This window comes from Streptomyces sp. NPDC005791, from assembly GCF_042871485.1.
Taxonomy (GTDB): Bacteria; Actinomycetota; Actinomycetes; order Streptomycetales; family Streptomycetaceae; genus Streptomyces.
Genome location: NZ_JBIAIP010000015.1, coordinates 39,814 through 63,969, shown reverse-complemented (window position 1 = coordinate 63,969; position 24,156 = coordinate 39,814). Strand labels below are relative to the sequence as shown.

The window sequence follows — 24,156 nt, the reverse complement described above, 5'->3', positions numbered from 1 at the left end:
GTAATGCCTGGCACACACCGCCTCGTGCGTAGCCTGCCTGCCGACTGGTTAGGCTCGAAGACGTGAGCAGGTTCCAGGTCGTCAGCGGCAAGGGCGGGACCGGTAAGACCACGGTCGCCGCCGCACTCGCGCTCGCCCTCGCGACCGAGGGCAGGCGCACACTCCTCGTCGAGGTCGAGGGCAGGCAGGGCATCGCCCAGCTCTTCGAGTCCGATGCCCTCCCCTACGAGGAACGCAGGATCGCCGTGGCTCCGGGCGGCGGGGAGGTGCACGCACTGGCGATCGACGCCGAGCGCGCACTCCTGGACTACCTGCAGATGTTCTACAAGCTGGGCAGTGCGGGCCGGGCGTTGAAGAAGCTCGGCGCGATCGACTTCGCCACCACCATCGCCCCGGGAGTCCGGGACGTCCTGCTGACCGGTAAGGCCTGCGAGGCCGTGCGCCGGAAGGACAAGCAGGGCAGGTTCGTCTACGACTACGTGATCATGGACGCGCCTCCCACCGGTCGCATCACTCGCTTCCTCAACGTGAACGACGAGGTGGCGGGGCTGGCACGGATCGGCCCGATACACAATCAGGCTCAGGCCGTGATGCGGGTCCTGAAGTCCCCCGAGACCGCGGTCCATCTGGTGACGCTCCTGGAGGAGATGCCCGTCCAGGAGACCGCGGACGGGATCGCCGAGCTGCGGGCCGCGGAACTTCCCGTGGGCCGGGTCGTGGTGAACATGGTGCGCCCCCATGTGCTGGACGAGGACGCGCTGCGTACGGCGTCGGGCGGCCGCCGCAAGGAGATCGCGAAGGCGCTCACCCGGGCCGGCGTGACAGGTTCCGCCGGGCTGGTCCGGCCGCTGGTCGAGCAGGCCGCCGAGCACGCCCAACGCGTCGGCCTGGAGCGTGAACAGCGTGCGGCGCTGGCCGGGCTGGGGCTGCCGACGGCCGAGCTCCCGCTGATGGGTGAGGGAGTGAGCCTGTCCGCGCTGTACGAACTGGCGGAGGAGTTCCGCAAACAGGGTGTCGGCGACGAGACCGCGGACGCGGCGGGGCAGGCGCCCCGTGGTGGACAACGACGCGGCTCCGGACGAGGGGTGGGGTCATGACACCGGGCACGGACAGCGCACCGGGGCTGGAGACCGACGCGCTCCTGGACGATCCGGAGATCCGTATCGTCGTGTGCTGCGGCTCGGGGGGCGTGGGCAAGACCACGACCGCGGCCGCTCTCGGCGTACGGGCGGCCGAGCGTGGGCGCAAGGTCGTCGTCCTCACCATCGACCCGGCCCGCCGTCTCGCCCAGTCCATGGGCATCGACCAGCTGGACAACATCCCGCGCCGGGTCGAGGACATCGACGGCGAGGGTGAACTGCACGCCATGATGCTCGACATGAAGCGCACCTTCGACGAGACCGTCGAGGCGCACACGGACGCCGACCGGGCCCGCGCCATCCTGGAAAACCCCTTCTACCAGTCGCTGTCGGCCGGTTTCGCGGGCACGCAGGAATACATGGCGATGGAGAAGCTCGGGCAGCTGAGGGCGCGCGACGAATGGGACCTGATCATCGTCGACACCCCGCCGTCCCGTTCCGCGCTGGACTTCCTGGACGCACCGAAACGTCTCGGCTCCTTCCTGGACGGGAAGTTCATCCGGCTGCTGATCGCTCCGGCGAAGATCGGCGGGCGGGCGGGGATGAAGTTCCTCAACGTCGGGATGTCGATGATGACGGGGACGCTGGGCAAACTGCTCGGCGGTCAGTTCCTGCGCGACGTACAGACCTTCGTCGCGGCGATGGACTCCATGTTCGGCGGGTTCCGCACCCGGGCCGATGCGACGTACAAGCTGCTCCAGGCACCCGGCACGGCGTTCCTCGTGGTGGCGACACCCGAGAGTGACGCGCTGCGCGAGGCCGCCTACTTCGTGGAACGGCTGGCCGCCGAGGAGATGCCGCTGGCCGGTCTGGTCCTCAACCGGGTGCACGGCAGCGAGGCCGCACGGCTTTCCGCGGAACGGGCGCTCGCGGCCGCAGAAAATCTTGACGGCGTCGGCATTGTGGATCAGGCGGCAGGGAAGGCTGGCCTTGGTGACCCGATGGACGCCACCTCTCCCGAAGCCCCGGAGTCACCGCTCCCCCCCGAGCGAAGCGACGCGCCCTCCCCACACGAGCCGCCACAGCAGGAGCCGCCCGAGCACGACCGCATGTCACACACCCCCGAGCCGCGGAGCCATGGCCGGAAGTCGCCTGACCCGTCCGGGCCATCCACGCACCCAGCAGCGGACGGGAACGACACACCCGCCACGGACGCGGACGCCGTATCGGCCGGGGTGTCCGTCGAACAGCTGACCGCGGGCCTGTTGCGCCTGCACGCCGAGCGGATGCAGGTCGTCGCACGCGAGCAGCGCACACGCGACCGCTTCACCACGCTCCACCCCGAGGTTCCGGTGACCGCGGTGGCGGCGCTGCCCGGTGACGTGCACGACCTCTCAGGCCTCAGGGCCATCGGGGAACTCCTCGCGACCGGCTCCGCTTCCGCCCCGGTCGGAGCTGCGTAGGACCACCGCGGGCCCCACACCGCCGTGCGGCCTACCCCACGGCGGCGAACGTCTCGTGCAGTTCGTCGTCATGCAGGTCGTCGTGGTGTAGGTCGTCGTCCAGACCCACCGCTGCGGGCAGCAGGCCCGTGGACCGCTCGTACTCACTGCGCGCGGTCTCCAGCAGGCGGCGCCAGGACGTGACGGTGGGCCGTCGGCGCAACAGCGCGCGTCGCTCCCGCTCCGTCATTCCACCCCACACGCCGAACTCGACGCGATTGTCCAGCGCGTCGGCCAGGCACTCGGTCCGCACCGGACATCCGGTGCACACCGCCTTGGCCCTGTTCTGCGCTGCCCCTTGTACGAACAGTTCATCCGGATCGGTAGTGCGGCAGGCTGCCTGCGCACTCCAGTCGGTTACCCAGCCCATCCCGGCGCCGTCCTCTCCCGAATCGAGGCTCCCCCACGGCGACAGCGGCATATTCACCGCTGCCAGTTGAGGACGTTACGGAAGGTGGCGACAGCGCAACACCCCCTTCGGGCCCAATCTTGAATGGTCCGAACGGACTATGTGTACGCGGCAGATCACCCAGAGGAGTGATGCGAGGACATGCGCGACCTTCCCGACCGAATCGGGACAGAAAACCCAATCCACAACGGACTTTCAGCGGCATTCGAGGCTTATTCGGGAACGTCTCGGCAGGTGGCTGAATTCTGTTGAGGAACGCGCAGGGGGTTGATACGAAATCGGACTGCTGTGACAGTTGGGAGCAGCTTAGGCCAAGGCCTGTACGCGTGTCCGGCGAATGAGAACGTAGGCTGCCCCCATGCCAAAGAAGCGCTCAGGCGGGGGTCTGACGACGACCCAGCAGGCCGCCAAGTTCCTCGGTGTCGCCGCGCTCTCCGGAGCTGTGCTTGCGGGCATCGCACTGCCGGCCGCCGGCGCACTCGGGCTCGCAGCCAAGGGGACGGTCGAGGGATTCGACGAGATCCCCTCCAACCTCAAGACTCCGCCGCTGAGTCAGCGAACCACGATCCTGGACAGCGAGGGCGGTGCGATCGCCACGGTGTATTCGCGTGACCGCACCGTCGTCCCGCTCAAGGACATCTCGCCGTACATGCAGGACGCGATCATCGCGATCGAGGACTCGCGTTTCTACGAGCACGGCGCGGTGGACCTCAAGGGCATCCTGCGCGCGATGAACCGCAACGTGCAGGAGGGCGGCGCCGCGCAGGGCGCCTCCACGCTCACTCAGCAATACGTGAAGAACGTCTTCGTCGAGGAGGCGGGCGACGACCCGGACAAGGTCGCCGAGGCCACCCAGCAGACCCTGGGCCGCAAGGTCCGGGAGCTGAAGTACGCGATCCAGGTCGAGGAAGAGCTCGGCAAGAAGAAGATCCTGGAGAACTACCTCAACATCACGTTCTTCGGGCAGCAGGCCTACGGCGTCGAGGCGGCCTCCCAGCGCTACTTCTCCAAGCAGGCCAAGGACCTGGAGTTGGGAGAGGCGGCGATGCTGGCCGGTCTCGTCCAGTCGCCGACCCGCTACGACCCGGTCAACGACTCGGAGGAGGCGACCAAGCGCCGCGACACCGTGCTGCAGCGCATGGCCGCCGTCGGCAGCATCTCGCAGGGCGAGGCCGACAAGGCCATCGCCGCTCCCCTCGAGCTGAAGATCAGCAGGCCCAAGAACGGCTGCATCACCGCGGTCAGCGGCGCGGGGTTCTTCTGCGACTACGTGCGCAAGACCATCCTGACCGACCCGGCCTTCGGGAAGACCGAGGAGGAGCGCTCCAAGCTCTGGAACCTCGGCGGCCTGACGATCAGGACCACACTCTCCCCGCGTGCGCAGCAGGCCGCCAACGAGGCCGCCACGTCGAAGGTCGACAAGGACGACAAGGTCGCCGCCTCGGTCGTGCAGGTCGAGCCGGGCTCCGGCAAGATCCTCTCGATGGGCCAGTCCCGGCCGTACGGACTGGACCAGAACAAGCACGAGACGGTGCTCAACCTCGCTGTCAGCAACAAGATGGGCGGCAGCACCTACGGCTTCCAGGTCGGTTCGACCTTCAAGCCGATCACCGCGGCGGCCGCCCTGGAGAAGGGCATCAGCCCGGCGCAGTCCTTCGACACGCCGTGGAAGACCTCCCTTCCGCTCAACACCTACAAGACCTGCGACGGCGCCCCTGCCGGCGGCGGCGACTGGTCCGTGCAGAACGAACTGGAGTCCGAGAAGGGCTCCTTCGACATGACGGGCGCCCTCGGCAAGTCCATCAACACCTACTTCGCGCTGCTGGAGCAGAAGGCCGGCCTCTGCGAGACCATCACGATGGCGAAGAAGGTCGGCTACCAGCGCGGCAACGGCAAGCCGCTCACGGAGAACCCCTCCATCACGCTCGGCACCACGGAGAGCACCCCGCTCGCCATGGCCTCCGCGTACGCCGCGTTCGCCAACCGCGGAACGTTCTGCACGCCGATCGCCATAGAGTCGATCAAGGACGCCAACGACAAGAAGCTGCAGGTCCCCGCGTCCGACTGCTCGCGTGCGATGAGTGAGAAGACCGCGGACACGATCAACCAGATGCTGAAGGGCGTCGTCGAGGACGGTACCGGCACCCAGGCCGGCCTCACCGACCGCGACAACGCGGGCAAGACGGGTACGACCGAGAACCGTGTGGACGCCTGGTTCGTCGGCTACACACCGAACCTGTCCACGGCGGTGTGGGTCGGTGCCGACATCGGCAAGAAGGTGCCGATGTACAACATCAACATCGGCGGCCGGTACTACGACAAGGTCTGCGGTGGCTGTCTCCCCGGCCCCATCTGGAAGACGGCGATGACCGGCGCGCTGAACGCCTCGGAGACTCCCTCCTTCAACGCGGTGTCGGTGCCGCGCGCCAAGGAGAAGGAGAAGGAGAAGGGCGACGACCGCGACGAGGACACGGGCGGCGGGAACGACAACGGCAGGCCCGGCGCCGACCCCATCGGCGGGATCACCCTTCCCCCCGGCATCATCGGGGGGAACGACGGCCGCGGGCGCGGTGGTAACGGCCCCTGACCGTCCCCGGTCGTACGACGTCGTCATGACATGAAGGAGGGGCGCCCCCGGCGTGGGGGCGCCCCTCCTTCATGTGCGTCGCCTCTCAGCCCGCGAGCAGCTTCTTCACCGTGGCGGCGACCCGGCCGCCCTCGGCGAGCCCCGCCACCTTCGGGGCGACGATCTTCATGACGGCGCCCATCGCGCGCGGCCCCTCGGCACCGGCGGACCTGGCCTCCTCGACGGCCTGCGCGACGATCGCGGTCAGCTCTTCGTCGGACAGCTGTTTGGGCAGGTACGCGTCGAGCAGCTCTCCCTCGGCCCTCTCCCGCTCGGCCTGCTCCGTCCGGCCGCCCTGCGCGAAGGCCTCAGCCGCCTCGCGGCGCTTCTTCGCCTCCTTGGCGATCACCTTCCGCACCTCGTCGCCGGAGAGCTCGCGCGACGTCTTGCCGCTGACCTCTTCCTTGGTGATCGCGGTCAGGGTGAGCCGGAGGGTGGACGCGGTGAGCTCGTCACGCGCCCTCATGGCCGTGGTGAGGTCTTCCTTGAGCTTGGACTTGAGCGTGGTCATGCGGCGATTGTGACAGGTGCGAGGCACCTGCCGCCCTCCTGTTTTCGTCCCACCGCACCCTTTCTGCGACGATGGGGCCATGCGCGCACGCTACGGAGTACCCCTGAAAGTCACGGCAGTCGGCGCAGCGGTCGGTGCCGCCGGCCTCGTGTACGCGGCCGGATTCGAGGCACGCTCGTTCCGCCTCCGCCGGATCACCGTTCCCGTACTCCCGCACGGGGCACGCCCGTTGCGCGTGCTCCAGGTCTCGGACATCCACATGGTGAGCGGTCAGCGCAAGAAGCGCGCCTGGCTGCAGTCACTGGCGGGCCTGCGCCCGGACTTCGTGGTGAACACCGGCGACAACCTCTCCGACCCGGAGGCCGTACCGGAGCTGCTCGACGCACTCGGCCCGCTGATGGAGTTGCCCGGGGTCTACGTCTTCGGCTCCAACGACTACTACGGCCCGAAGCTCCGTAACCCGGTCCGCTACCTCCTGGAGAAGACACAGGGCAAGCACGGGCTCAACGGGAACGCACCGGCGGTCGACGTCGTCCACAACCCGTGGGAGCCGATGCGGGACGCCTTCGACGAGGCCGGCTGGCTGAACCTGTCCAACACCCGGGGCCGGATCAAGGCCGACGGGCTCGAGATCGCCTTCACCGGCCTGGACGACCCCCACATCAAGCGGGACCGTTACGCCGAGGTCGCCGGCGGCCCCGAAACGGGCGCGGACCTCTCGATCGGCGTCGTCCACGCCCCGTACCTGCGCACCCTGGACGCGTTCACGGCCGACGGCTACCCCCTGATCCTGGCCGGCCACACCCATGGCGGTCAGCTCTGCATCCCCTTCTACGGCGCACTCGTCACCAACTGCGACCTGGACACGGACCGGGTGAAGGGCCTCTCCGGCCACACGGTGGGCGAACGGCGCGCCTACCTCCACGTCTCGGCTGGCTGCGGTACGAACCGCTACACCCCGGTCCGCTTCGCATGCCCGCCCGAGGCGACCCTGCTGACGCTGACGCCTCGCGACTGACGCCCCCGCCGGGGGACGAAAACCGGATTTCGCCTCCGGGCGCCGGTGAGCTAAAGTAATCGATGTCGCCGGGACAATCGGTGGACATCGGGGTGTAGCGCAGCTTGGCAGCGCGCTTCGTTCGGGACGAAGAGGTCGTGGGTTCAAATCCCGCCACCCCGACAGCTGAAACACCAGGTCAAGGGCCTGATCCTCTCTGAGGATCAGGCCCTTTCCGCGTTCCCGGAGTCGTTCGGGAGACATCCGGGAGCAGGCCTTGACCAGGGCATCCCAAGCCGGCTGGGTCCGACCGGCACAGGCACCCCGTCGTCCCCTCACAGCCGAGCCGGGCTCCGTCGCCCTTGCGGTGCGTCGTGGGCAGGACGGCTCCGGCCCGTACGGGCTCCACCGGACGGCATGGGCGCCCGCACACATGTTCAGCGACCGAGACCGGCTATCTCTGCGACCGAATGCCAAAAATCTATGGCGGTCGAGGTAGACATTGGCCTGTCGCGTGGCTATGGTTTCTCTTGTAGCCGAGATCGAGCAAGGCCCGGCAGAGATGAACTGCCGGGCAGCAGTACCGAAGTTGCAGGACGGTGCGGTGGTGGAGTTTCGAAGCCAGGGTTGTTGCAGGACGGCGACGGGACTGACGACCGGACCGGGTGGCCCGCAGTGATCAGGGGCCGCCACGAGTAGTACACGCAGTAGCAGCACCTCGGTGAAGGCGTCGGCTGCGGACGCGCGCACCGGGAAGTTCGACAGTGGGGTTCCAAGCCGAAGCAGACGCAGGACGGGCGACGGGGCTGGCTGTCGAAGCGTGGCGCTGTCACAGGCCACGGTTGGTTCGCATCACCAGCAGTACGCAGTACCCGCCAGGTAAGTGATTGTCCAGAGGGAAGAACGGAGGAGCCAGGCGCCATCAGGATCGCCCGGGCGGAAGCCTTGAGCCCGGGTACCGCAGGACATCGATAGTGAGGTGGTCTCCGGTCAAGCAACCGCGATCCCCGCGCCCCCGACAGCAGCTCGGTCGGGTCCGCGGAAACAGAAGGCCGGCGCAGTAACAGGGCCGGCCGATGGTGTAGCAGTTCCTTCGGGGCCCTGGTGCCAATGGCACCAGGGCCCCTCCACGCGTTTCACAGAGAGGTGCAATGACAGCAGACGACTCGTTCGGCCGTCTCGATGACGACGACTACCCCGCTTACACCATGGGCCGGGCCGCCGAGATGCTCGGGACCACCCAAAGCTTCCTCCGAGCCATCGGAGAAGCCCGTCTGATCACCCCGCTCCGCTCCCAGGGTGGCCATCGACGTTACTCCCGCTACCAGCTGCGCATCGCCGCGCGCGCCCGTGAGCTCGTCGACCAGGGCACACCCATCGAGGCCGCTTGTCGCATCATCATCCTCGAGGACCAGCTCGAGGAAGCCCAGCGCATCAACGCCGACTACCGCCGCGCCGCATCGGATAACGGGCCACCCGCCGCCTGAGACGGTGCGTGCCGGCCGGATACGCCGCCACTCACCTCGCCTGCACTTCTCGCCCGCGCCCGAGCGCACGGCTACCTCGAGCAGGTCAGGCGGACAGCCCCGGGGCGGGAACGGTCAGGACCGCGCAGCAGCGTTGCGGCCCGACGGCCGAGAACATCGTTCCGTCCTGCCTCCGACGCGCACGTCGTAGCCGGGGCCGCCCCACCCTGCGGGGTGCGGGCGGCGCCTGGTAGTACTCGGTCTCCCAGTAGAGGCGATCTCGTGGCCGTCGGGGTCGGCGGTGAGGTACAGCCTGCCGATGCCCGGCTCATCCTCCACCCAGTGCCCTGCGTGGCCCGTGGCCTCGAGTTCGGCGTCCTCGCGCCGCAGAGCCTTCTCGCTGGAGGTGCGCAGGGCGGTGCGGCGCAGACCGGGCTTCACGGCGGCGGTCAGCACCAGGCTGTGGTGCTCGTAGTCGTCGAACGTACGCAGATGGACGGAGTCACCGTCCTGCCCGTTGACGGTCAGGCCGAGGTAGTCGTCGGTGTTGACCATCCGGATGCGTACGGTCGTCCGCCCGTCCTGGGCCGCCACCAGGCCCCACTCGACAGCGAACGGACCGATCCCGGCGAGCAGGTTGCCGCAGTTCTGGCGGTCGGACACCTCCGCCGTGTCGACGCCGACCTGGAGGAAGAGGTAGTCGACATCGATGTCCGGGTCGTCCGGTACGGAGACGACCGCCACCTTGCTGGTGACCGGGTCCATCGGCACCCCGCACGAGAACGCCCGCACAACGACGCGTGGGCTTGGCCCCCTCCTGAGAGGGGGCCAGGCCCACGGCCGTGCCGGGCGCCACGAGGACGGCCGCGCGGCAGATCCGGCGCACCGCCGGAGGTGATCAGGCAGCTGCCGCGGCGCCCTGCGCGACCTGGCGGAGAACCTCGGTCAGCGAGGCGACGACCTCGGCGTCGTCCGCCGGGTGGAGCTCGGCGAAGCGGGTCACGGAGCCGGGGATGGAGAGCTTGACGTCCGCGAGGACCGCTCCACCCGCGAGGCCGGCCGCCTTGCGCGCCTCGTCCTGCGCCCAGACGCCGCCGAACTGGCCGAAGGCGGTGCCGACCACGGCGACCGGCTTGGCCGTCAGGGCGCCGGCACCGTACGGACGGGACAGCCAGTCGATGGCGTTCTTCAGGACGGCCGGCATCGTGCCGTTGTACTCGGGCGAGAACAGCAGGAACGCGTCGGCCCGGCCGGCCGCCTCGCGCAGCTGGGCCGCCGCGGCGGGAACGCCACCCTCGACGTCGATGTCCTCGTTGTAGAAGGGAACGTCCACGAGGCCTTCGTAGACCTCCACCTCGACGCCCTCGGGCGTGTGCTTGACGGCGGCCTCGGCGAGCTGACGGTTGTGCGAGCCGGCGCGGAGGCTGCCGACGAGGGCGAGGATGCGTACAGACATGGGGGAAGCTCCCGGAAGACGGAGACGGCAGAAGTAAACGGACCACGATCCGTTTAAAGTTGTACCACCTATGCGGACCGTGGTCCACTTACTGCCGCCCGGGGATACCCTGAAGCCATGACCGCCCCCCTGCCGCCACTGCCCAGGCCACCCGGACCCGGCGAGGCGCGGACCGACATCACGCTCGCCACCGTCGGCGAGCCGGGAGCGCTGCGGGCGGACGCAGCACGCAATCGAGCGCTCCTGCTGGACGCCGCCTCCCGCCTGCTGGCCGGCTGCGGGCCGGCGAACCTCACCATGGAGGCGGTGGCCACCGCTGCGGGCGTCGGCAAGGGAACCGTCTTCCGGCGCTTCAAGGACCGCGCCGGGCTGCTCATCGCACTCCTCGATCACCGCGAGGCACTCCTGCAGGCCGCCTTCCTCTCCGGACCGCCCCCTCTGGGCCCCGACGCTCCGGCGGCCGAGCGGCTGCACGCCTTCGGCCCCGCCCTGATGCGGCATGAACGCGATCACCACGAACTGATCCTGGCCTCGCGCAACGACCCGCTGCGGGCCTACGCCGTCCCCGCGCAACGGCTGAGGCTCAGCCATGTCACCCTGTTGCTGCGCCAGGCGGGGGCGGCAGGCGATCCGGAACTGCTCGGACACACCTTGCTCGGTTCGATCGACACCCCCCTCGTCCATCACCTGACATGCGAACGCGGCAGGACCATCGACCAGTTGGAGCAGGGGTGGCACGAACTCCTCAGCCGGTACGGCGTTCCTCGCTGCGCGTGACCCCACCACTCGGCCGTGTTCGCGCCCTGGATCAGCGCGTGCGTGCCGTTGGTACGCCACTACCGGCCTGACCGCTCCAGGCCGTCCAGCGGACCGCAACGGCCGTGACCGAACCGGCACATGGGCGGACCGTGGCCTGGTTACGATATGCAGCGGTTCAGACGACCAACCCAGGAAAGGGAACCCGTACCCATGCCGGCCGAGACGTTCGAGTTTCAGGTAGAAGCGCGCCAGCTCCTGCAGATGATGATCCATTCGATTTATTCGAACAAGGATGTATTCCTGCGCGAGCTCATCTCCAATTCTTCGGACGCGCTGGACAAGCTGCGACTGGAAACGCTCCGTGACGACACGCTCCAGGCAGACACGTCCGACCTCCACATCGCCATCGAGGCCGACCAGGAGAAGCGCACCCTGACCGTGCGCGACAACGGCATCGGGATGTCGCACGACGAGGTCGTGCAGCTGATCGGAACCATCGCGAATTCCGGTACGGCGAAATTTCTCCAGGAACTGAAGGAAGCCAAGGACGCCACCGCGTCCGAGGAACTCATCGGGCAGTTCGGCGTCGGGTTCTATTCGAGCTTCATGGTCGCCGACGAGGTCACCCTGCTGACCCGGCGCGCGGGTGAGGACACCGGCACGCGCTGGCAGTCCAGCGGCGAGGGCACCTACACCGTCGAGTCCGTCGACGACGCCCCGCAGGGCACCTCGGTCACGCTGCGGCTGAAGCCCGAGGACACCGAGGACAAGCTCTTCGACTACACGTCGCCCTGGAAGATCAGGGAAATCGTCAAGCGCTACTCGGACTTCATCACCTGGCCCATCCGCATGGCGGCCGCCGGCGGCGAAGAGGGCGCCGAGCCCGAGGTCGAGACGGTCAACTCGATGAAGGCCCTGTGGGCCCGGTCGAAGGACTCCGTGACCGATGAGGAGTACAGCGAGCTGTACAAGCACATCAGCCACGACTGGACCGAACCGCTCGAAACCATCCGCATGCAGGCGGAGGGGACCTTCGAATACCAGGCTCTGCTCTTCCTGCCGTCCCACGCACCGCAGGACCTGTTCATGCAGGACCACAAGCGTGGCGTCCAGCTCTATGTGAAGCGCGTATTCATCATGGATGACTGCGAAGCGCTGATGCCGACGTATCTCCGCTTCGTGAAGGGCGTGGTCGACGCACAGGACCTGTCGCTCAACGTGTCGCGCGAGATCCTTCAGCAGGACCGCCAGATCGAGATGATGCGGCGCCGCCTGGTCAAGAAGGTCCTGTCGACGGTGAAGGACATGAGGTCCAACACACCGGAGAAGTACGGGACGTTCTGGAAGGAGTTCGGCCGGGTCCTCAAGGAGGGCCTGTTCCAGGACTTCGAGAACCGCGACGCGATCCTGGAGATCTCCTCCTTCGCCTCGACCCAGGACGAGGCGGAGCTGACCACCCTGCGCGCGTACGTGGAGCGGATGAAGGAGGGCCAGGAGCAGATCTACTACATGACGGGCGAGTCGCGCGCGGCCATGGAGAGCTCGCCCCACATGGAGGCCTTCCGCGCCAAGGGCTTCGAGGTCCTGCTGCTGACCGACCCGGTCGACGAGGTCTGGGTCCAGTCCGTTCCCGAGTTCGACGGCAAGCCGCTGCAGTCCATCTCCAAGGGCGAGGTCGACCTCGACACCGATGAGGAGAAGAAGGAGGTCGAGGCCGAGCGTGAGAAGCAGCAGCAGGACTACGCCGGTCTGCTGACCTGGATGACGGAGCAGCTCGGCGACACGGTGAAGGAGGTACGTCTCTCCTCGCGGCTCACCGTCTCGCCGGCCTGCATCGTCTCGGACACGCACGATGTCACTCCGGCCCTGGAGAACATGTACCGCGCGATGGGCCAGGAGGTGCCGCAGATCAAGCGGATCCTCGAACTGAACCCCTCGCACGCCCTGATCAGCGGGCTGAGGAAGGCGCACGCCGAACAGGTCGGCGAAGACGGCGCCGGCACCGAACTGGCCGAGACGGCCGAGCTCGTCCACGGGCTGGCGCTCCTCTCGGACGGTGGCGAGCTGAGTGACCCCTCGCGCTTCAGCAGGCTGATGGCGGACCGCCTGGAGCGCACGCTGTAACGTCCGACCCCTCCAGGGCGTGTTTCGAAAGTCCCGCCTGCCTGGCGACGCCTGGCACGCACGCTCGCCGCGTTGTCGGGCCCGCCCTTCGGGCGGACGGCGCTACTTTCGAAACACGCCCTCGCACCGCGGCCGTCAGGTTCTCCCTGGCGGCCGCTTTCGTGTGTGCCGCGCGGGAGGTCGTGACGGCGGGGCGACGCGGGGAAACGGGCGCCGTTCGAACGGGACGGCCCCCTCAGAGGTGACGCAGAGGAGTCATGAAGGCGTCGAAGACACCCGTAACTTCACCGTTTCGGGGGGCCGTCGAGGGTTTATCTACGCGCGGAGCATCGTCGACCGAACGATCCTTCGGGCATATCAGACGACTTTCCCCAGGGCTATTACCGCCGAGTACCGAGAGCTGCTAGAAACGTGCCCGCCCCACGAACTCCCCACTCGTCCCTCACATTTCGAAGGGCTGGCAGCCATGTCAGTACGAACCTTCCGGGCCTCCCTCTCCGCTCTCGCGCTCGCCGCCGTCGCCACACTCGGCTTCGCGCAGCCGGCATCCGCCGCCGGCGAGAACTACGTCGCTCTCGGTGACTCCTACTCCTCCGGCGTCGGCGCCGGGAGCTACACCTCGGAAAGTGGCAACTGCAAGCGCAGCACCAACGCCTACCCCTACCTCTGGAGGAACGCGAACGCCCCGTCCTCGTTCGCGTTCGTCGCCTGTTCGGGTGCGACGACGGCGTCCGTGTCCAGTGGCCAACTCGGGGCTCTGAGCTCGTCGACCACGCTCGTGAGCATCACGGCCGGCGGCAACGACGTCGGGTTCGCGGACGTCATGCAGACATGCGTCCTGCAGAGCGAGGCCAACTGCGTGAACCGCGTGAACGCCGCGGTCTCCCAGATGCAGAACTCGCTGCCGGGCAGCCTCGACTCCCTCTACGACGGCATCCGCGCACGCGCTCCGCAGGCCCAGGTGGTGGTGCTGGGCTACCCGCGCTTCTACAAGCTGTCGGGCTCCTGCATCGCAGGTCTCACGGAGACCGAGCGCGGAGCGATCAACAACGCGTCGGACGTGCTGAACGGGGTGCTCGCGAAGCGGTCGGCCGACGCGGGCTTCACGTTCTCCGGCGTGGCGGACGAGTTCACCGGGCACGAACTCTGCTCGGGTGACGCATGGATCCACAGCGTGACCGTCCCGATCGCCAACTCGTACCACCCCAAGGCCGTCGGGCAGTCCAACGGCTATCTGCCCGCCTTCGACTCGGCGGCGTAACGCCTCTCGGCGGGTCCGCCCGGCGGGGCGGGCCCGCAGTGCGTCGCGGCACGGCGCCCGGACGGCTCGCACCGGGAAAGTTACCCACAGGCCGGGGCGTGTGCGAACGGTTGTCCACAGGCCGCCCGGTGGTGGGGTCACATCGGGTTTGATGGGTCCATGAGCGACACACAGAACGAAGCGTTTGTACCGGATCGGGAGCAGGAGCCGCCGCAGTGGGAGCAGCGCTTCCGCGCCGCCCGGGTGTCCCTGCCCGACTGGGCCGAGGACGCCCCCGACCGCGCGCTCTTCGTCTCCAACGCCACCGGCACGTACGAGCTGTACGCCTGGGACCGGGCGACCGGGAAGCAACGCCAGGTCACCGACAGGCCCAACGGGACGACCGACGGGGTCCTGACACCGGACGGCCGGGCCGTGTGGTGGTTCGCCGACACCGACGGCGACGAGTTCGGTGTGTGGATGCGGCAGCCCTTCGACGGCGGGGCTGACGAGCCGGCCACGCCCGGTCTGGAGGCTTCCTACCCGGCCGGACTCGCCATCGGCCGTGACGGCTCGGCGGTGGTCGGCCGCTCGACGGACGAGGACGGCACGACCGTCCACCTGGTGCGCGCCGGGGCGGAGCCGGTCGAGATCTACCGGCACCGGGAGTCCGCCGGGGTCGGTGACCTCTCCCACGACGGCACGCTGATCGCTCTTGAGCACACCGAGCACGGCGACGCGATGCACTCCGCTCTACGAGTGGTGCGTCCCGACGGATCGACGGTCGCCGAGCTGGACGACACCGAGGGCGGCACGAAGGAGCTGGGCCTGTCGGTGCTGGGCTTCGCACCGGTGGCCGGAGACACCCGGCTGCTGGTCGGGCATCAGCGGCGCGGCCGGTGGGAGCCGATGATCTGGGACCCGGTGGCCGGGACGCAGACGGACCTGGCGATCGATCTGCCCGGTGACGTGGGCGCGGAGTGGTATCCGGACGGGTCCGCGCTGCTGATCGAGCACAGCTTCGAGGCCCGCAGCGAGCTGTGGCGGTACGAGCCGGGCACCGCGGGGCCCGTGCGGGTCGAGACCCCGTCCGGGACGGTGTCGGGCGCCACGGCCCGTCCGGACGGCACCGTGGAGTATCTGTGGTCGTCGGCCGCCCAGCCGCCGGCCGTGCGGTCCACGACGGGCTCCGTCGTGCTCGACCCCCCGGGTGCGAAGGCTCCGGCGTCGGTGCCGGTGCGGGACGCCTGGGTCGACGGCCCGGGCGGGCGTGTCCACGCCCTGGTGCAGACCCCGGCCACCGGTGACGGTCCGTTCCCCACGGTCTTCGAGATCCACGGCGGGCCGACCTGGCACGACAGCGACGCCTTCGCGTCGGGCCCCGCCGCGTGGGTGGACCACGGTTTCGCCGTCGTGCGGGTCAACTACCGCGGCTCCACGGGCTATGGCCGTGCCTGGACGGACGCGCTCAAGCACCGGGTCGGGCTGATCGAGCTGGAGGACATCGCGGCCGTCCAGGAGTGGGCGGTGAAGTCGGGGCTCGCGGACCCCGAGCGGCTGGTGCTTGCCGGGGGCTCGTGGGGCGGCTATCTGACCCTGCTCGGGCTCGGTACGCAGCCGGACGTCTGGGCCCTCGGGCTGGCCGCGGTCCCGGTCGCCGACTACGTGACCGCCTACCACGACGAGATGGAAGCCCTGAAGGCGATGGACCGCACGCTGCTGGGCGGCACACCGGAGCAGGTGCCTGAGCGCTTCGAGGCCTCGTCCCCGCTGACCTATGTGGACGCCGTGCGCGCCCCGGTCTACATCTCCGCCGGTGTCAACGATCCGCGCTGTCCCATCCGTCAGGTGGAGAACTACGTGGACCGCCTCGCGGCCCGTGGCGCGGTCCACGAGGTGTACCGCTACGACGCGGGTCACGGCTCACTCGTGGTGGAGGAGAGGATCAAACAGGTGCGCCTGGAGCTGGACTTCGCGCTGCGCCACCTGGGACACACCCGGCCCGAGGGCCGGACGGAAGGGCGGGTGGCAGGCCCGGGGGGAGAGCGGCCGACGGCATAAGGGCCGGATAAACGGTGCACCCCGCCCCGAGGGCCCCTTGCCGGAGAACGTACCGTGGAGGGGTGTACCGGTTCCTGCTGACCCCGCGGTGGTGGGGGATCAACCTCTTCGTCGTGCTGGCCATCCCGTTCTGCGTGTTCATGGGCACGTGGCAGCTCGGCCGTTTCGAGGACCGCGTGGAGACGCACGAGAAGGCCGAGGCGCGCCCCGATCCGGGCACCCGGTCCCCCGAGCCGCTCGACGAGCTGCTGCCCGTGAGCACGGAGACCTCCGGCCGCCCCGCCGTGGCGACGGGGACGTACGCCGACCAGTTCCTGGTCCCCGGCCGTGAGCTGGACGACCGTGAGGGCTTCTACGTGCTGGATCTGCTGCGCACGGACAGCGGCAAGGCACTGCCCGTCGTACGGGGTTGGCTGGCGGGCACCCCGGGGAGCACCGACGTTCCCTCGGCACCGGCCGGCGAGATCACCGTGACCGGCGATCTGCAGGCATCCGAGAACAGCGGCACCACCGGCGTCGACGTCAGCGGCGGGCTCCCCGAGGGCCAGCTCGGCATGATCAGCGCGGCGTCCCTCGTGAACCTCGTCCCGTACGACGTGTACGACGCCTGGGTGACTCTGCCCGAGCCGGAGGCGGGCGGCGAGGGCAGCGGCGGGATGAAGCCCGTGCCCGCGGCGGCGGCGCAGGGCAGCGGGCTGGATCTGAAGGCCTTCCAGAACCTCGGCTACACCGGCGAGTGGTTCGTCTTCGGCGGCTTCGTGCTCTTCATGTGGTTCCGGCTGGTGCGCCGCGAGGCGGAGGCCGAACGCGACGTACAGCTGGGCCTCGCGGCCGACGCCGACTGACGGAGCACGCGACACGGAAGACGCGGTCACGGGCAGGGGCCCTGCGGAACCCATGGTTCCGCAGGGCCCCTGCCCGTGACGACGTCCGGCTCCGGCTAGGGCGTGTTTCGAAAGTAGCGCCGTCCGCCCGAAGGGCGGGCCTGGCGGCGTCTGGTGCGTGCGATCGCAAGGCGGAGGGTCGCCCCGATACTGGATGTATCGGGGTGATCCCGACAACGCGGCGAGCGTGCGTGCCAGGCGTCGCCAGGCAGGCGGGACTTTCGAAACACGCCCTAGGAGGCGTCCAGTACGCCCGTGTGGTAGATCGTGCCGGCGCACGCGTTGCCGATCGTGGTCTCCGCGGTCGGCGCACCCGCCTCAGGGGTATGCGTGATCGCGATGCTGCCGTCCGCCGGGCCCTCGTCCGCACTGCCGAACTGCGCCGCGGTGTCCGTCCCCACGGCGGTTTCCGAACCCTCGGCGGCGCCCCCGCCTCCTCCGCCCCCGTCGCCGTCCGTGGGCGTCGGGCTGGGCGAACTTCCGGTGGTCGGGCAGGTGTCCGACGGCACCCAGGCGAAGCGCACCTCGTACGTCGCCGTCGGCTTCAGCAGCACGACGCCCGGCTCCAGCGACGGATCGGGCAGCCCGGCCGCGGGGTCGCCCGCCGCGTGCTGCACCACGGTGATCTTCAGAGGGTCGGCGGCGCCCGCCGCCTGGAAACCGACTGTGCCGTTGCTGGTGACCGAGCAGGCGTCACCCGACACGTTGGCGATCCTGAAGGTTCCGTACACCGTGCCGTCCGCACCGGCCGCGCCCGTGTCGGCGGAGGCGACACCGAGCTGATCGGGTGCGCAGACCGTGCCGGCGGCCGCGGCGGAGCCCGGCGGGGTGTCCGGGCCCGTAGTCCCGCTCTGCTCGGCGTCGGGGACGGAACCCCGTGTCGGGGCCGTGGTGTCACCGGTCTCGCCCTCGGCGCCCTCGCTCTGGCGGTCGGCCGGGCCTGCCGTCTTCCCGCCGTCGGATTCTGCGCCGGCGTCCTCGCCGCTGCCTCCCTGAGCCTGCTGGCCATGGCCGGCGATGGCGGGGTTGGCGGTGACCGAGCCGTCCGAATTGGCCACATGGACGAAAGCGGGGACTGCCGTTCCGATCAGCAGTGCCGCAGCCGCGGCGCCCACCGCGCCCTGCCGCCGCCTGGCGCGCCGGGCGGGCACCGCGCGGTGCAGAAGTCCGAGGGTGCCGTCGGAGGGCTCGAGCCCCTGGACGGCGCCGTGCAGCATCCGGCGCAAGGCGTCCTCGTCCATGCCCCCACCGCCGGGACCGCCGAGAGCTCCGGCGCCTGCGGAGAGGCCGCCTCCCCGTCCGCCGCCTCCGCCGAAGAGCTCGGTCAGTGTGCCGCCACCGTCGGCCTCGGCGTCGTCGTGCCCGTCCGCCCCTCGGCCTACCGCGTCGTCACCGCCCGCGCCGTCACGGGTCGTGTCGCCACCGCCCGCGCCGTCACCGCCCGCGGACGCATCCGGGGCGGTGGGTCGTGAGGCGGCTTCCGCACCGTCGACCTCGGCGGTGTCCCGCTGCCGTTCACCGTCCTGCTCACCATCGGTGTTCGGGGTGTCCTCCGGCCCTTGGTTCACAATTCCGTTTCCAGTCCGGTCATCGTCGTGCCTGTGCTCTCGGCCGCTCATGCCTGCGCCTCCATCACGACGCGCAGTGCCGCGATGCCCCGTGAGCCGTACGCCTTCACCGAGCCGAGCGATATCCCCAGCGTCTCCGCGACCTGGGACTCCGTCATGTCCGAGAAGTAGCGCAGCACCAGCACCTCGCGCTGGCGGCGCTGCAGCCCCTTCATCGCCTTGATCAGCGCGTCCCGCTCCAGCTGGTCGTACGCGCCCTCCTCCGCGCTCGCCATGTCGGGCATCGGCTTGGAGAGGAGCTTCAGCCCGAGGATGCGCCGACGCAGGGCGGAGCGGGACAGGTTGACCACGGTCTGCCGGAGGTACGCGAGCGTCTTCTCCGGATCGCGCACCCGGTTCCGCGCCGAGTGCACCCGGATGAAGGCCTCCTGCACCACGTCCTCGCAGGACGCGGTGTCGTCCAGCAGGAGCGCCGCCAGACCCAGCAGTGAGCGGTAGTGGGCGCGATAGGTCTCGGTGAGATGGTCGACCGTCGTTCCTGCCGCCACCGCCTCCTCAGCGCCCTCGCGCTGCGAAGGCAGCCGGGCGGGTCGCGCAGCGGGCATGGGCGCAATCACCGGCATACCGCCGGCTGCGCGGGGCCGCCGGAGCGGACGCACCGAAGCGCCTCGCAACGGGCCCACCACTGTGATGTCGAGAACCTCTGCCACGCCAGTTGGACACGCTTCCCCCCGTCAGGGTTGTACGCGTACGGCACCGCTTTCGATGCTGTGCGACATGCCCTCATTCGTACCTGCTCTTCCCCAAATGCCCTGAAAACACATCCAGCCACGCAAGAAGTGACGATGTAGACGCGTCGCATCCGTCTAGCGGTTGCGGAGGGCCAGGAGATCATCGTCGGATATGACAACGCCCCAGCTCAAGAGGTCGAGAGCGGCAACTTACCCACAGGGCGCACACAGATCCTACAAAACAGGTTCGATCAGGTACGAGGAAATTCTCCGGCCACCGACTCGGCGATCTGGGCCACGTTGAGAGCCGCGCCCTTTCGGAGGTTGTCGCCGCAGACGAACATCTCGACGGCCTGCGGATCGTCCATCGACTGCCGCACCCGGCCCACCCAGGTGGGGTCGGTGCCCACGACGTCCGACGGTGTGGGGAAGTCGCCGGCCGCCGGGCTGTCGAAGAGCACCACCCCTGGCGCGGTCGCCAGGACCTCGTGTGCCCGGGCCACGGACACCTCGTTCTCGAAGCGGGCGTGCACGGACATCGAGTGCGTCCCGACGACCGGCACGTACACACAGGTCGCCGTCACCTTCAGGTCCGGCAGGCCCAGGACCTTGCGGCACTCCTCGCGGATCGCCAGTTCCTCGGAGGACCAGCCGTCCCCGGCGTCGGTCCCGGCCCAGGGAACCACGTTCAGGGCCACCGGGGCCGCGAACGGGCTCTTGTCCCCGTCGCCCAGCGCCCGTCGTACGTCTCCGGGGCGTGTGCCCAGCTCCGTGCCCGCAACCAGGGAGAGCTGCTCGCGGAGTACGGCGACACCGTCCCGGCCCGCGCCGCTCACCGCCTGGTAGGACGAGACGATCAGCTCGCTCAGCCCGAACTCGGCGTGCAGCGCACCGACCGCGACGATCAGCGACAGCGTCGTGCAGTTCGGGGACGCGACGATGCCGCGCGGCCTCAGCCGTGCGGCATGGGGATTGATCTCGGGGACGACCAGGGGTACGTCGTCGTCCAGCCGGAAGGCAGCCGAGTCGTCCACGACCACGGCGCCCTTGGCGGCGGCGACCGGCCCCCACTGGGCGGAGACCTCGTCCGGCACCAGGAGCAGGGCGACGTCCACCCCGTCGAACACGTCCTCGGAGAGTGCGAGGACCTCGCTCTCCTCGCCGCGTACGACCAGCTTGGTGCCGGCCGCACGCGGGGAGGCGATCAGTCTGACCTCGCCCCAGACGTCCTCGTGCTCCGAGAGGATCTGGAGCATGACGCCACCGATCGCCCCGGTCGCGCCGACGACCGCGAGCGAAGGGCGGCGTCCTGTCATCGGCCGGTGCCTCCGTAGACGACGGCCTCGTCGGAGTCGCTGTCGAGGCCGAAGGCGGTGTGCACGGCGCGCACGGCCTCGTTGACGTCGTCGACCCGGGTGACCACCGAGATGCGGATCTCGGACGTCGAGATGAGCTCGATGTTCACGCCGACGTTCGACAGCGCCTCGAAGAAGCCGGCGGTGACCCCGGGGTTGGTCTTCATGCCCGCCCCGACCAGGGAGATCTTCGCGATCTGGTCGTCGTAGCGCAGCGACTCGAAGCCTATGCCGGCGCGGTTGCGCTCCAGGGCGTCGATGGCCTTGCGGCCCTCGGCCTTGGGCAGGGTGAACGTGATGTCCGTGAGACCGGTCGAGGCGGCGGAGACGTTCTGGACCACCATGTCCATGTTGATCTCGGCGTCCGCGATGGCGCGGAAGATCGCGGCGGCCTCGCCCGGCTTGTCGGGGACGCCGACGACCGTGACCTTGGCCTCGGAGACGTCGTGGGCGACTCCGGAGATGATGGCGTGCTCCACCTGCTGGTCCCCTTGCGGCTCGTTGCTGACCCAGGTGCCGCGCAGTCCGGAGAAGGACGAGCGGACGTGGATCGGAATGTTGTAACGGCGTGCGTACTCGACGCAGCGGTGCAGCAGCACCTTGGAGCCGGACGCCGCCAGCTCCAGCATGTCCTCGAAGGAGATCCAGTCGATCTTCCGGGCCTTCTTCACGACCCGGGGGTCGGCGGTGAAGACACCGTCCACATCGGTGTAGATCTCACAGACCTCCGCGTCCAGCGCGGCGGCCAGCGCGACGGCGGTCGTGTCGGAGCCACCGCGACCGAGGGTCGTGATGTTCTTGCCCTCCTGGCTCACACCCTGGAACCCGGCGACGATGGCGATGTTGCCCTCGTCGATGGAGGTCCGGATACGGCCCGGCGTGACATCGATGATGCGCGCTTTGTTGTGGACCGAGTCGGTGATGACACCGGCCTGGCTGCCCGTGAACGACTGGGCCTCGTGGCCCAGGTTTTTGATCGCCATGGCCAGCAGGGCCATGGAGATCCGCTCTCCGGCGGTCAGCAGCATGTCGAACTCACGCCCGGCAGGCATCGGGGATACCTGCTCGGCGAGATCGATCAACTCGTCCGTCGTGTCGCCCATCGCGGACACCACGACAACCACCTGGTTGCCGTTCTTCTTGGCGTCGACGACTCGCTTGGCGACACGCTTGATGCCTTCGGCATCGGCTACGGAGGAGCCTCCGTACTTCTGCACGACAAGGCCCACGTGCGCTCCTCGCTCAATAATGGTGCGGTCGGCTCAGTCTAACGAGCAGCCCGGAATCGACCCGTCGGTACCGGATGGTGAGATGTCCCGCCCACCACCCGGAACGGAGTGTCGCTCCGAACTGCTCGTACCGGGCTGCTGCCCCTTTCACCGGCCCGCACGCCTCTTTGTGTCCCAGGACACAACGGGCCGCTACAGCACCGGCCGCAGGCCCAGGGGGCCCGCGATCTCCTCGGCCATCACACGCCCCGCCTCCTCGGCCAGGTCCCCGTCGCCCGGGTCCTGGTCCGTGTCCAGGCCGTCGAGCTCCTGGAGCGGCTGGTTCAGCCGGATGTGGGCGATCAGCGACTGGAGCGCGCGCAGGGCCGCGGAAGCGGTGGAACCCCAGTTGGAGAAGTACGAGAACTGCCACCACCACATGGCCTCCGCCGTGCGGTCCGCCTCGTAGTGGGCGAGGCCGTGGCCGAGGTCCGTGACCAGGTCGGCCAGGTCGTCGGAGATGCGGTGCGGCACCGGGGCCTTGCGGGGCTCGTACGGGTCGAAGACCTCGGAGTAGACGTCGATGGGCTCCAGGAGCTCCGCGAAGCGCTCACGCAACCCGTCGGCGTCCGGCTCGGCGCCCAGGTCCGGCTCGTAGCGCTCGTCCGGAATGATGTCCTCGTACGCGCCGAGCCTCCCGCCGGCCAGCAGCAGCTGGGAGACCTGAAGGAGCAGCACCGGGACGGCCGTCTCGGGTTCCTCGGCCTTGGACACCTCGGTGACCGCGACGATGAAGGTCTTGATCTGGTCCGCGATCTGGACGGCGAAATCGTCCGGATCCTGCGTGACGGAGTTCAGCGTGGCGTCAGACATCGAGAGGACCTCCCGTGGGCACGGTCGCGAACGGTGGGTAGAACATAGCGCCGGCGCACATAAAGCCGCAGTCAGGCTCCAGGTCACACATCGAGCAGCCGCCTCCCCTCGAAGGCGCGGCCGAGCGTGACCTCGTCCGCGTACTCCAGATCGCCGCCCACGGGCAGTCCGCTGGCCAGCCGCGTGACGCGCAGGCCCATCGGCTTGACCATGCGGGCGAGGTACGTCGCGGTGGCCTCGCCCTCGAGGTTGGGGTCCGTCGCCAGGATCAGCTCCGTGATGGAGCCGTCAGCGAGCCTGGCCAGCAGCTCCCTGATGCGCAGGTCGTCGGGGCCGACGCCCTCGATCGGGCTGATCGCGCCGCCGAGCACGTGGTAGCGGCCCCGGAACTCACGGGTCCGCTCGATCGCCACGACGTCCTTGGGCTCCTCGACCACACAGATGACCGTCCGGTCACGGCGCGCGTCCCGGCAGATGCCGCACTGCTCCTGCTGCGCGACGTTCCCGCAGATCTCGCAGAAGCGGACCTTGTCCTTGACCTCGAGCAGGGCGTGGGCCAGCCGGCGTACGTCGGTGGGCTCGGCCTGCAGGATGTGGAAGGCGATCCGCTGCGCGCTCTTGGGACCGACGCCCGGCAACCTGCCCAGCTCGTCGATCAGCTCCTGAACCACGCCTTCGTACAACGGAACGCCTTTCCTTTTCCTGCCCGCACCGTATCCGGTACGCCTGAGTAGCTACAGGGGTCAGAACGGGAGACCCGGCATGCCGCCGCCCAGCCCCTGGGCGAGCGGGCCCAGCTTCTGCTGCTGGAGCTGCTGTGCGTTCTCGTTCGCCGCCTGGACCGCGGCGACCACCAGGTCGGCGAGCGTCTCGGTGTCCTCCGGGTCCACCGCGCCGGGGTCGATCACCAGGCCACGGAGCTCTCCGGACCCGGTCACGGTGGCCTTCACGAGGCCACCGCCCGCCTGTCCCTCGACCTCGGTCCTGGCCAGCTCCTCCTGGGCCACGGCAAGATCCTGCTGCATCTTCTGGGCTTGCTGGAGCAGCTGCTGCATGTTGGGCTGGCCACCACCGGGAATCACGGTCACTCCTGGCATTTCGACGACGAATTGTTTCGGTACGCCGAGCCTACGTGTTCACCGGACGCCATGCCCCACCCGCAGGGGACCAACTCTTTCGGGTGAGTTCTGAGAAGTGCCTGCCGCGCTCCTATACCTGACCAGAGGCCGTCCACACCCGGGGATACCGCGATTCCGACCCCGCGGCCCACCATTCGGCGGTAGGAAGGGCATGCGTATCCGTACCCC

Annotated in this window: 20 protein-coding genes, 1 tRNA gene and 1 pseudogene; 11 read left to right on the top strand and 11 right to left on the bottom strand. The window is 69.1% G+C overall.

What is annotated here, in order from left to right:
• Positions 1 to 62 precede the first annotated feature (62 nt).
• Positions 63 to 1,097, top strand: coding sequence for an ArsA-related P-loop ATPase (locus ACFYSH_RS26635; RefSeq protein WP_359469062.1), 1,035 nt, complete (start codon positions 63 to 65; stop codon positions 1,095 to 1,097).
• On the top strand, positions 1,094 to 2,542 hold the full coding sequence (locus ACFYSH_RS26630; protein ID WP_359469060.1) for an ArsA-related P-loop ATPase: 1,449 nt from the start codon (positions 1,094 to 1,096) through the stop codon (positions 2,540 to 2,542). Before ACFYSH_RS26635 ends, ACFYSH_RS26630 begins: the two co-directional genes overlap by 4 nt.
• Positions 2,543 to 2,573: 31 nt before the next feature.
• Here ACFYSH_RS26630 and ACFYSH_RS26625 read toward each other — a convergent pair whose 3' ends face one another.
• Complete coding sequence (locus tag ACFYSH_RS26625) at positions 2,574 to 2,951, bottom strand: WhiB family transcriptional regulator (RefSeq protein ID WP_359469058.1); 378 nt, start codon at positions 2,949 to 2,951, stop codon at positions 2,574 to 2,576.
• A gap of 397 nt (positions 2,952 to 3,348) precedes the next feature.
• On the opposite strand from ACFYSH_RS26625, the gene ACFYSH_RS26620 reads away from it, so the two are divergent.
• Positions 3,349 to 5,577, top strand: a complete 2,229-nt coding sequence (locus tag ACFYSH_RS26620) for a transglycosylase domain-containing protein (protein ID WP_388755865.1) — start codon at positions 3,349 to 3,351, stop codon at positions 5,575 to 5,577.
• 85 nt (positions 5,578 to 5,662) lie between these two features.
• Here the strand turns inward: ACFYSH_RS26620 and ACFYSH_RS26615 are convergent, their stop codons facing one another.
• Positions 5,663 to 6,127 (bottom strand): GatB/YqeY domain-containing protein, encoded by a 465-nt coding sequence (locus ACFYSH_RS26615; protein WP_388755862.1) that lies wholly within the window; start codon positions 6,125 to 6,127, stop codon positions 5,663 to 5,665.
• Between the two features lie 79 nt (positions 6,128 to 6,206).
• Here ACFYSH_RS26615 and ACFYSH_RS26610 point away from each other — a divergent pair, with 79 nt between their 5' ends.
• The 3 genes from ACFYSH_RS26610 (at position 6,207) to ACFYSH_RS26600 (ending at position 8,611) form a co-directional block, all read left to right on the top strand.
• Complete coding sequence (locus ACFYSH_RS26610) at positions 6,207 to 7,145, top strand: metallophosphoesterase (RefSeq protein ID WP_359469050.1); 939 nt, start codon at positions 6,207 to 6,209, stop codon at positions 7,143 to 7,145.
• Positions 7,146 to 7,233: 88 nt separating this feature from the next.
• Positions 7,234 to 7,307: transfer RNA gene (locus tag ACFYSH_RS26605), tRNA-Pro, on the top strand.
• A 968-nt stretch (positions 7,308 to 8,275) separates the two neighbouring features.
• Positions 8,276 to 8,611, top strand: a complete 336-nt coding sequence (locus ACFYSH_RS26600; RefSeq protein ID WP_388755858.1) for a MerR family transcriptional regulator — start codon at positions 8,276 to 8,278, stop codon at positions 8,609 to 8,611.
• A gap of 220 nt (positions 8,612 to 8,831) precedes the next feature.
• Here the strand turns inward: ACFYSH_RS26600 and ACFYSH_RS26595 are convergent.
• Both ACFYSH_RS26595 and ACFYSH_RS26590 read right to left on the bottom strand, forming a co-directional pair.
• Positions 8,832 to 9,349, bottom strand: a pseudogene (locus ACFYSH_RS26595) (PrpF domain-containing protein); the annotation flags it as partial.
• A gap of 139 nt (positions 9,350 to 9,488) precedes the next feature.
• A complete protein-coding gene (locus tag ACFYSH_RS26590) occupies positions 9,489 to 10,046 on the bottom strand; it encodes an NAD(P)H-dependent oxidoreductase (protein WP_388755855.1) in 558 nt (185 codons plus the stop codon).
• A 117-nt stretch (positions 10,047 to 10,163) separates the two neighbouring features.
• On the opposite strand from ACFYSH_RS26590, the gene ACFYSH_RS26585 reads away from it, so the two are divergent.
• The 5 genes from ACFYSH_RS26585 (at position 10,164) to ACFYSH_RS26565 (ending at position 17,075) form a co-directional block, all read left to right on the top strand.
• Positions 10,164 to 10,823: a TetR/AcrR family transcriptional regulator gene (locus ACFYSH_RS26585; RefSeq protein WP_388755852.1), complete on the top strand. Its 660-nt coding sequence runs from the start codon at positions 10,164 to 10,166 to the stop codon at positions 10,821 to 10,823.
• A 192-nt stretch (positions 10,824 to 11,015) separates the two neighbouring features.
• Positions 11,016 to 12,929: a molecular chaperone HtpG gene (htpG, locus tag ACFYSH_RS26580; RefSeq protein ID WP_359469040.1), complete on the top strand. Its 1,914-nt coding sequence runs from the start codon at positions 11,016 to 11,018 to the stop codon at positions 12,927 to 12,929.
• 466 nt (positions 12,930 to 13,395) lie between these two features.
• Positions 13,396 to 14,190, top strand: a complete 795-nt coding sequence (locus ACFYSH_RS26575) for an SGNH/GDSL hydrolase family protein (RefSeq protein WP_359469037.1) — start codon at positions 13,396 to 13,398, stop codon at positions 14,188 to 14,190.
• A gap of 159 nt (positions 14,191 to 14,349) precedes the next feature.
• A complete protein-coding gene (locus ACFYSH_RS26570; protein ID WP_359469035.1) occupies positions 14,350 to 16,230 on the top strand; it encodes a prolyl oligopeptidase family serine peptidase in 1,881 nt (626 codons plus the stop codon).
• A 62-nt stretch (positions 16,231 to 16,292) separates the two neighbouring features.
• Positions 16,293 to 17,075: an SURF1 family protein gene (locus ACFYSH_RS26565; RefSeq protein ID WP_359469032.1), complete on the top strand. Its 783-nt coding sequence runs from the start codon at positions 16,293 to 16,295 to the stop codon at positions 17,073 to 17,075.
• Positions 17,076 to 17,347: 272 nt separating this feature from the next.
• On the opposite strand, the gene ACFYSH_RS26560 is transcribed toward ACFYSH_RS26565, so the two are convergent.
• The 7 genes from ACFYSH_RS26560 to ACFYSH_RS26530 form a co-directional block, all read right to left on the bottom strand.
• Positions 17,348 to 18,733, bottom strand: a complete 1,386-nt coding sequence (locus ACFYSH_RS26560; RefSeq protein ID WP_359476836.1) for a hypothetical protein — start codon at positions 18,731 to 18,733, stop codon at positions 17,348 to 17,350.
• Positions 18,730 to 19,305 (bottom strand): SigE family RNA polymerase sigma factor, encoded by a 576-nt coding sequence (locus ACFYSH_RS26555; RefSeq protein ID WP_359476839.1) that lies wholly within the window; start codon positions 19,303 to 19,305, stop codon positions 18,730 to 18,732. The genes ACFYSH_RS26560 and ACFYSH_RS26555 overlap by 4 nt, the downstream gene beginning before the upstream one ends.
• A gap of 359 nt (positions 19,306 to 19,664) precedes the next feature.
• Positions 19,665 to 20,729: an aspartate-semialdehyde dehydrogenase gene (locus ACFYSH_RS26550; protein WP_359476842.1), complete on the bottom strand. Its 1,065-nt coding sequence runs from the start codon at positions 20,727 to 20,729 to the stop codon at positions 19,665 to 19,667.
• Positions 20,726 to 21,997, bottom strand: coding sequence for an aspartate kinase (locus ACFYSH_RS26545; protein ID WP_359476845.1), 1,272 nt, complete (start codon positions 21,995 to 21,997; stop codon positions 20,726 to 20,728). Before ACFYSH_RS26545 ends, ACFYSH_RS26550 begins: the two co-directional genes overlap by 4 nt.
• Positions 21,998 to 22,189: 192 nt before the next feature.
• Positions 22,190 to 22,849, bottom strand: a complete 660-nt coding sequence (locus ACFYSH_RS26540) for a DUF5063 domain-containing protein (RefSeq protein WP_359476848.1) — start codon at positions 22,847 to 22,849, stop codon at positions 22,190 to 22,192.
• 83 nt (positions 22,850 to 22,932) lie between these two features.
• Entirely contained in the window at positions 22,933 to 23,532 is a 600-nt protein-coding gene (gene recR / locus ACFYSH_RS26535; RefSeq protein ID WP_031090791.1) for a recombination mediator RecR, read from the bottom strand.
• Between the two features lie 60 nt (positions 23,533 to 23,592).
• Complete coding sequence (locus ACFYSH_RS26530; RefSeq protein WP_359476962.1) at positions 23,593 to 23,931, bottom strand: YbaB/EbfC family nucleoid-associated protein; 339 nt, start codon at positions 23,929 to 23,931, stop codon at positions 23,593 to 23,595.
• Positions 23,932 to 24,156 lie beyond the last annotated feature (225 nt).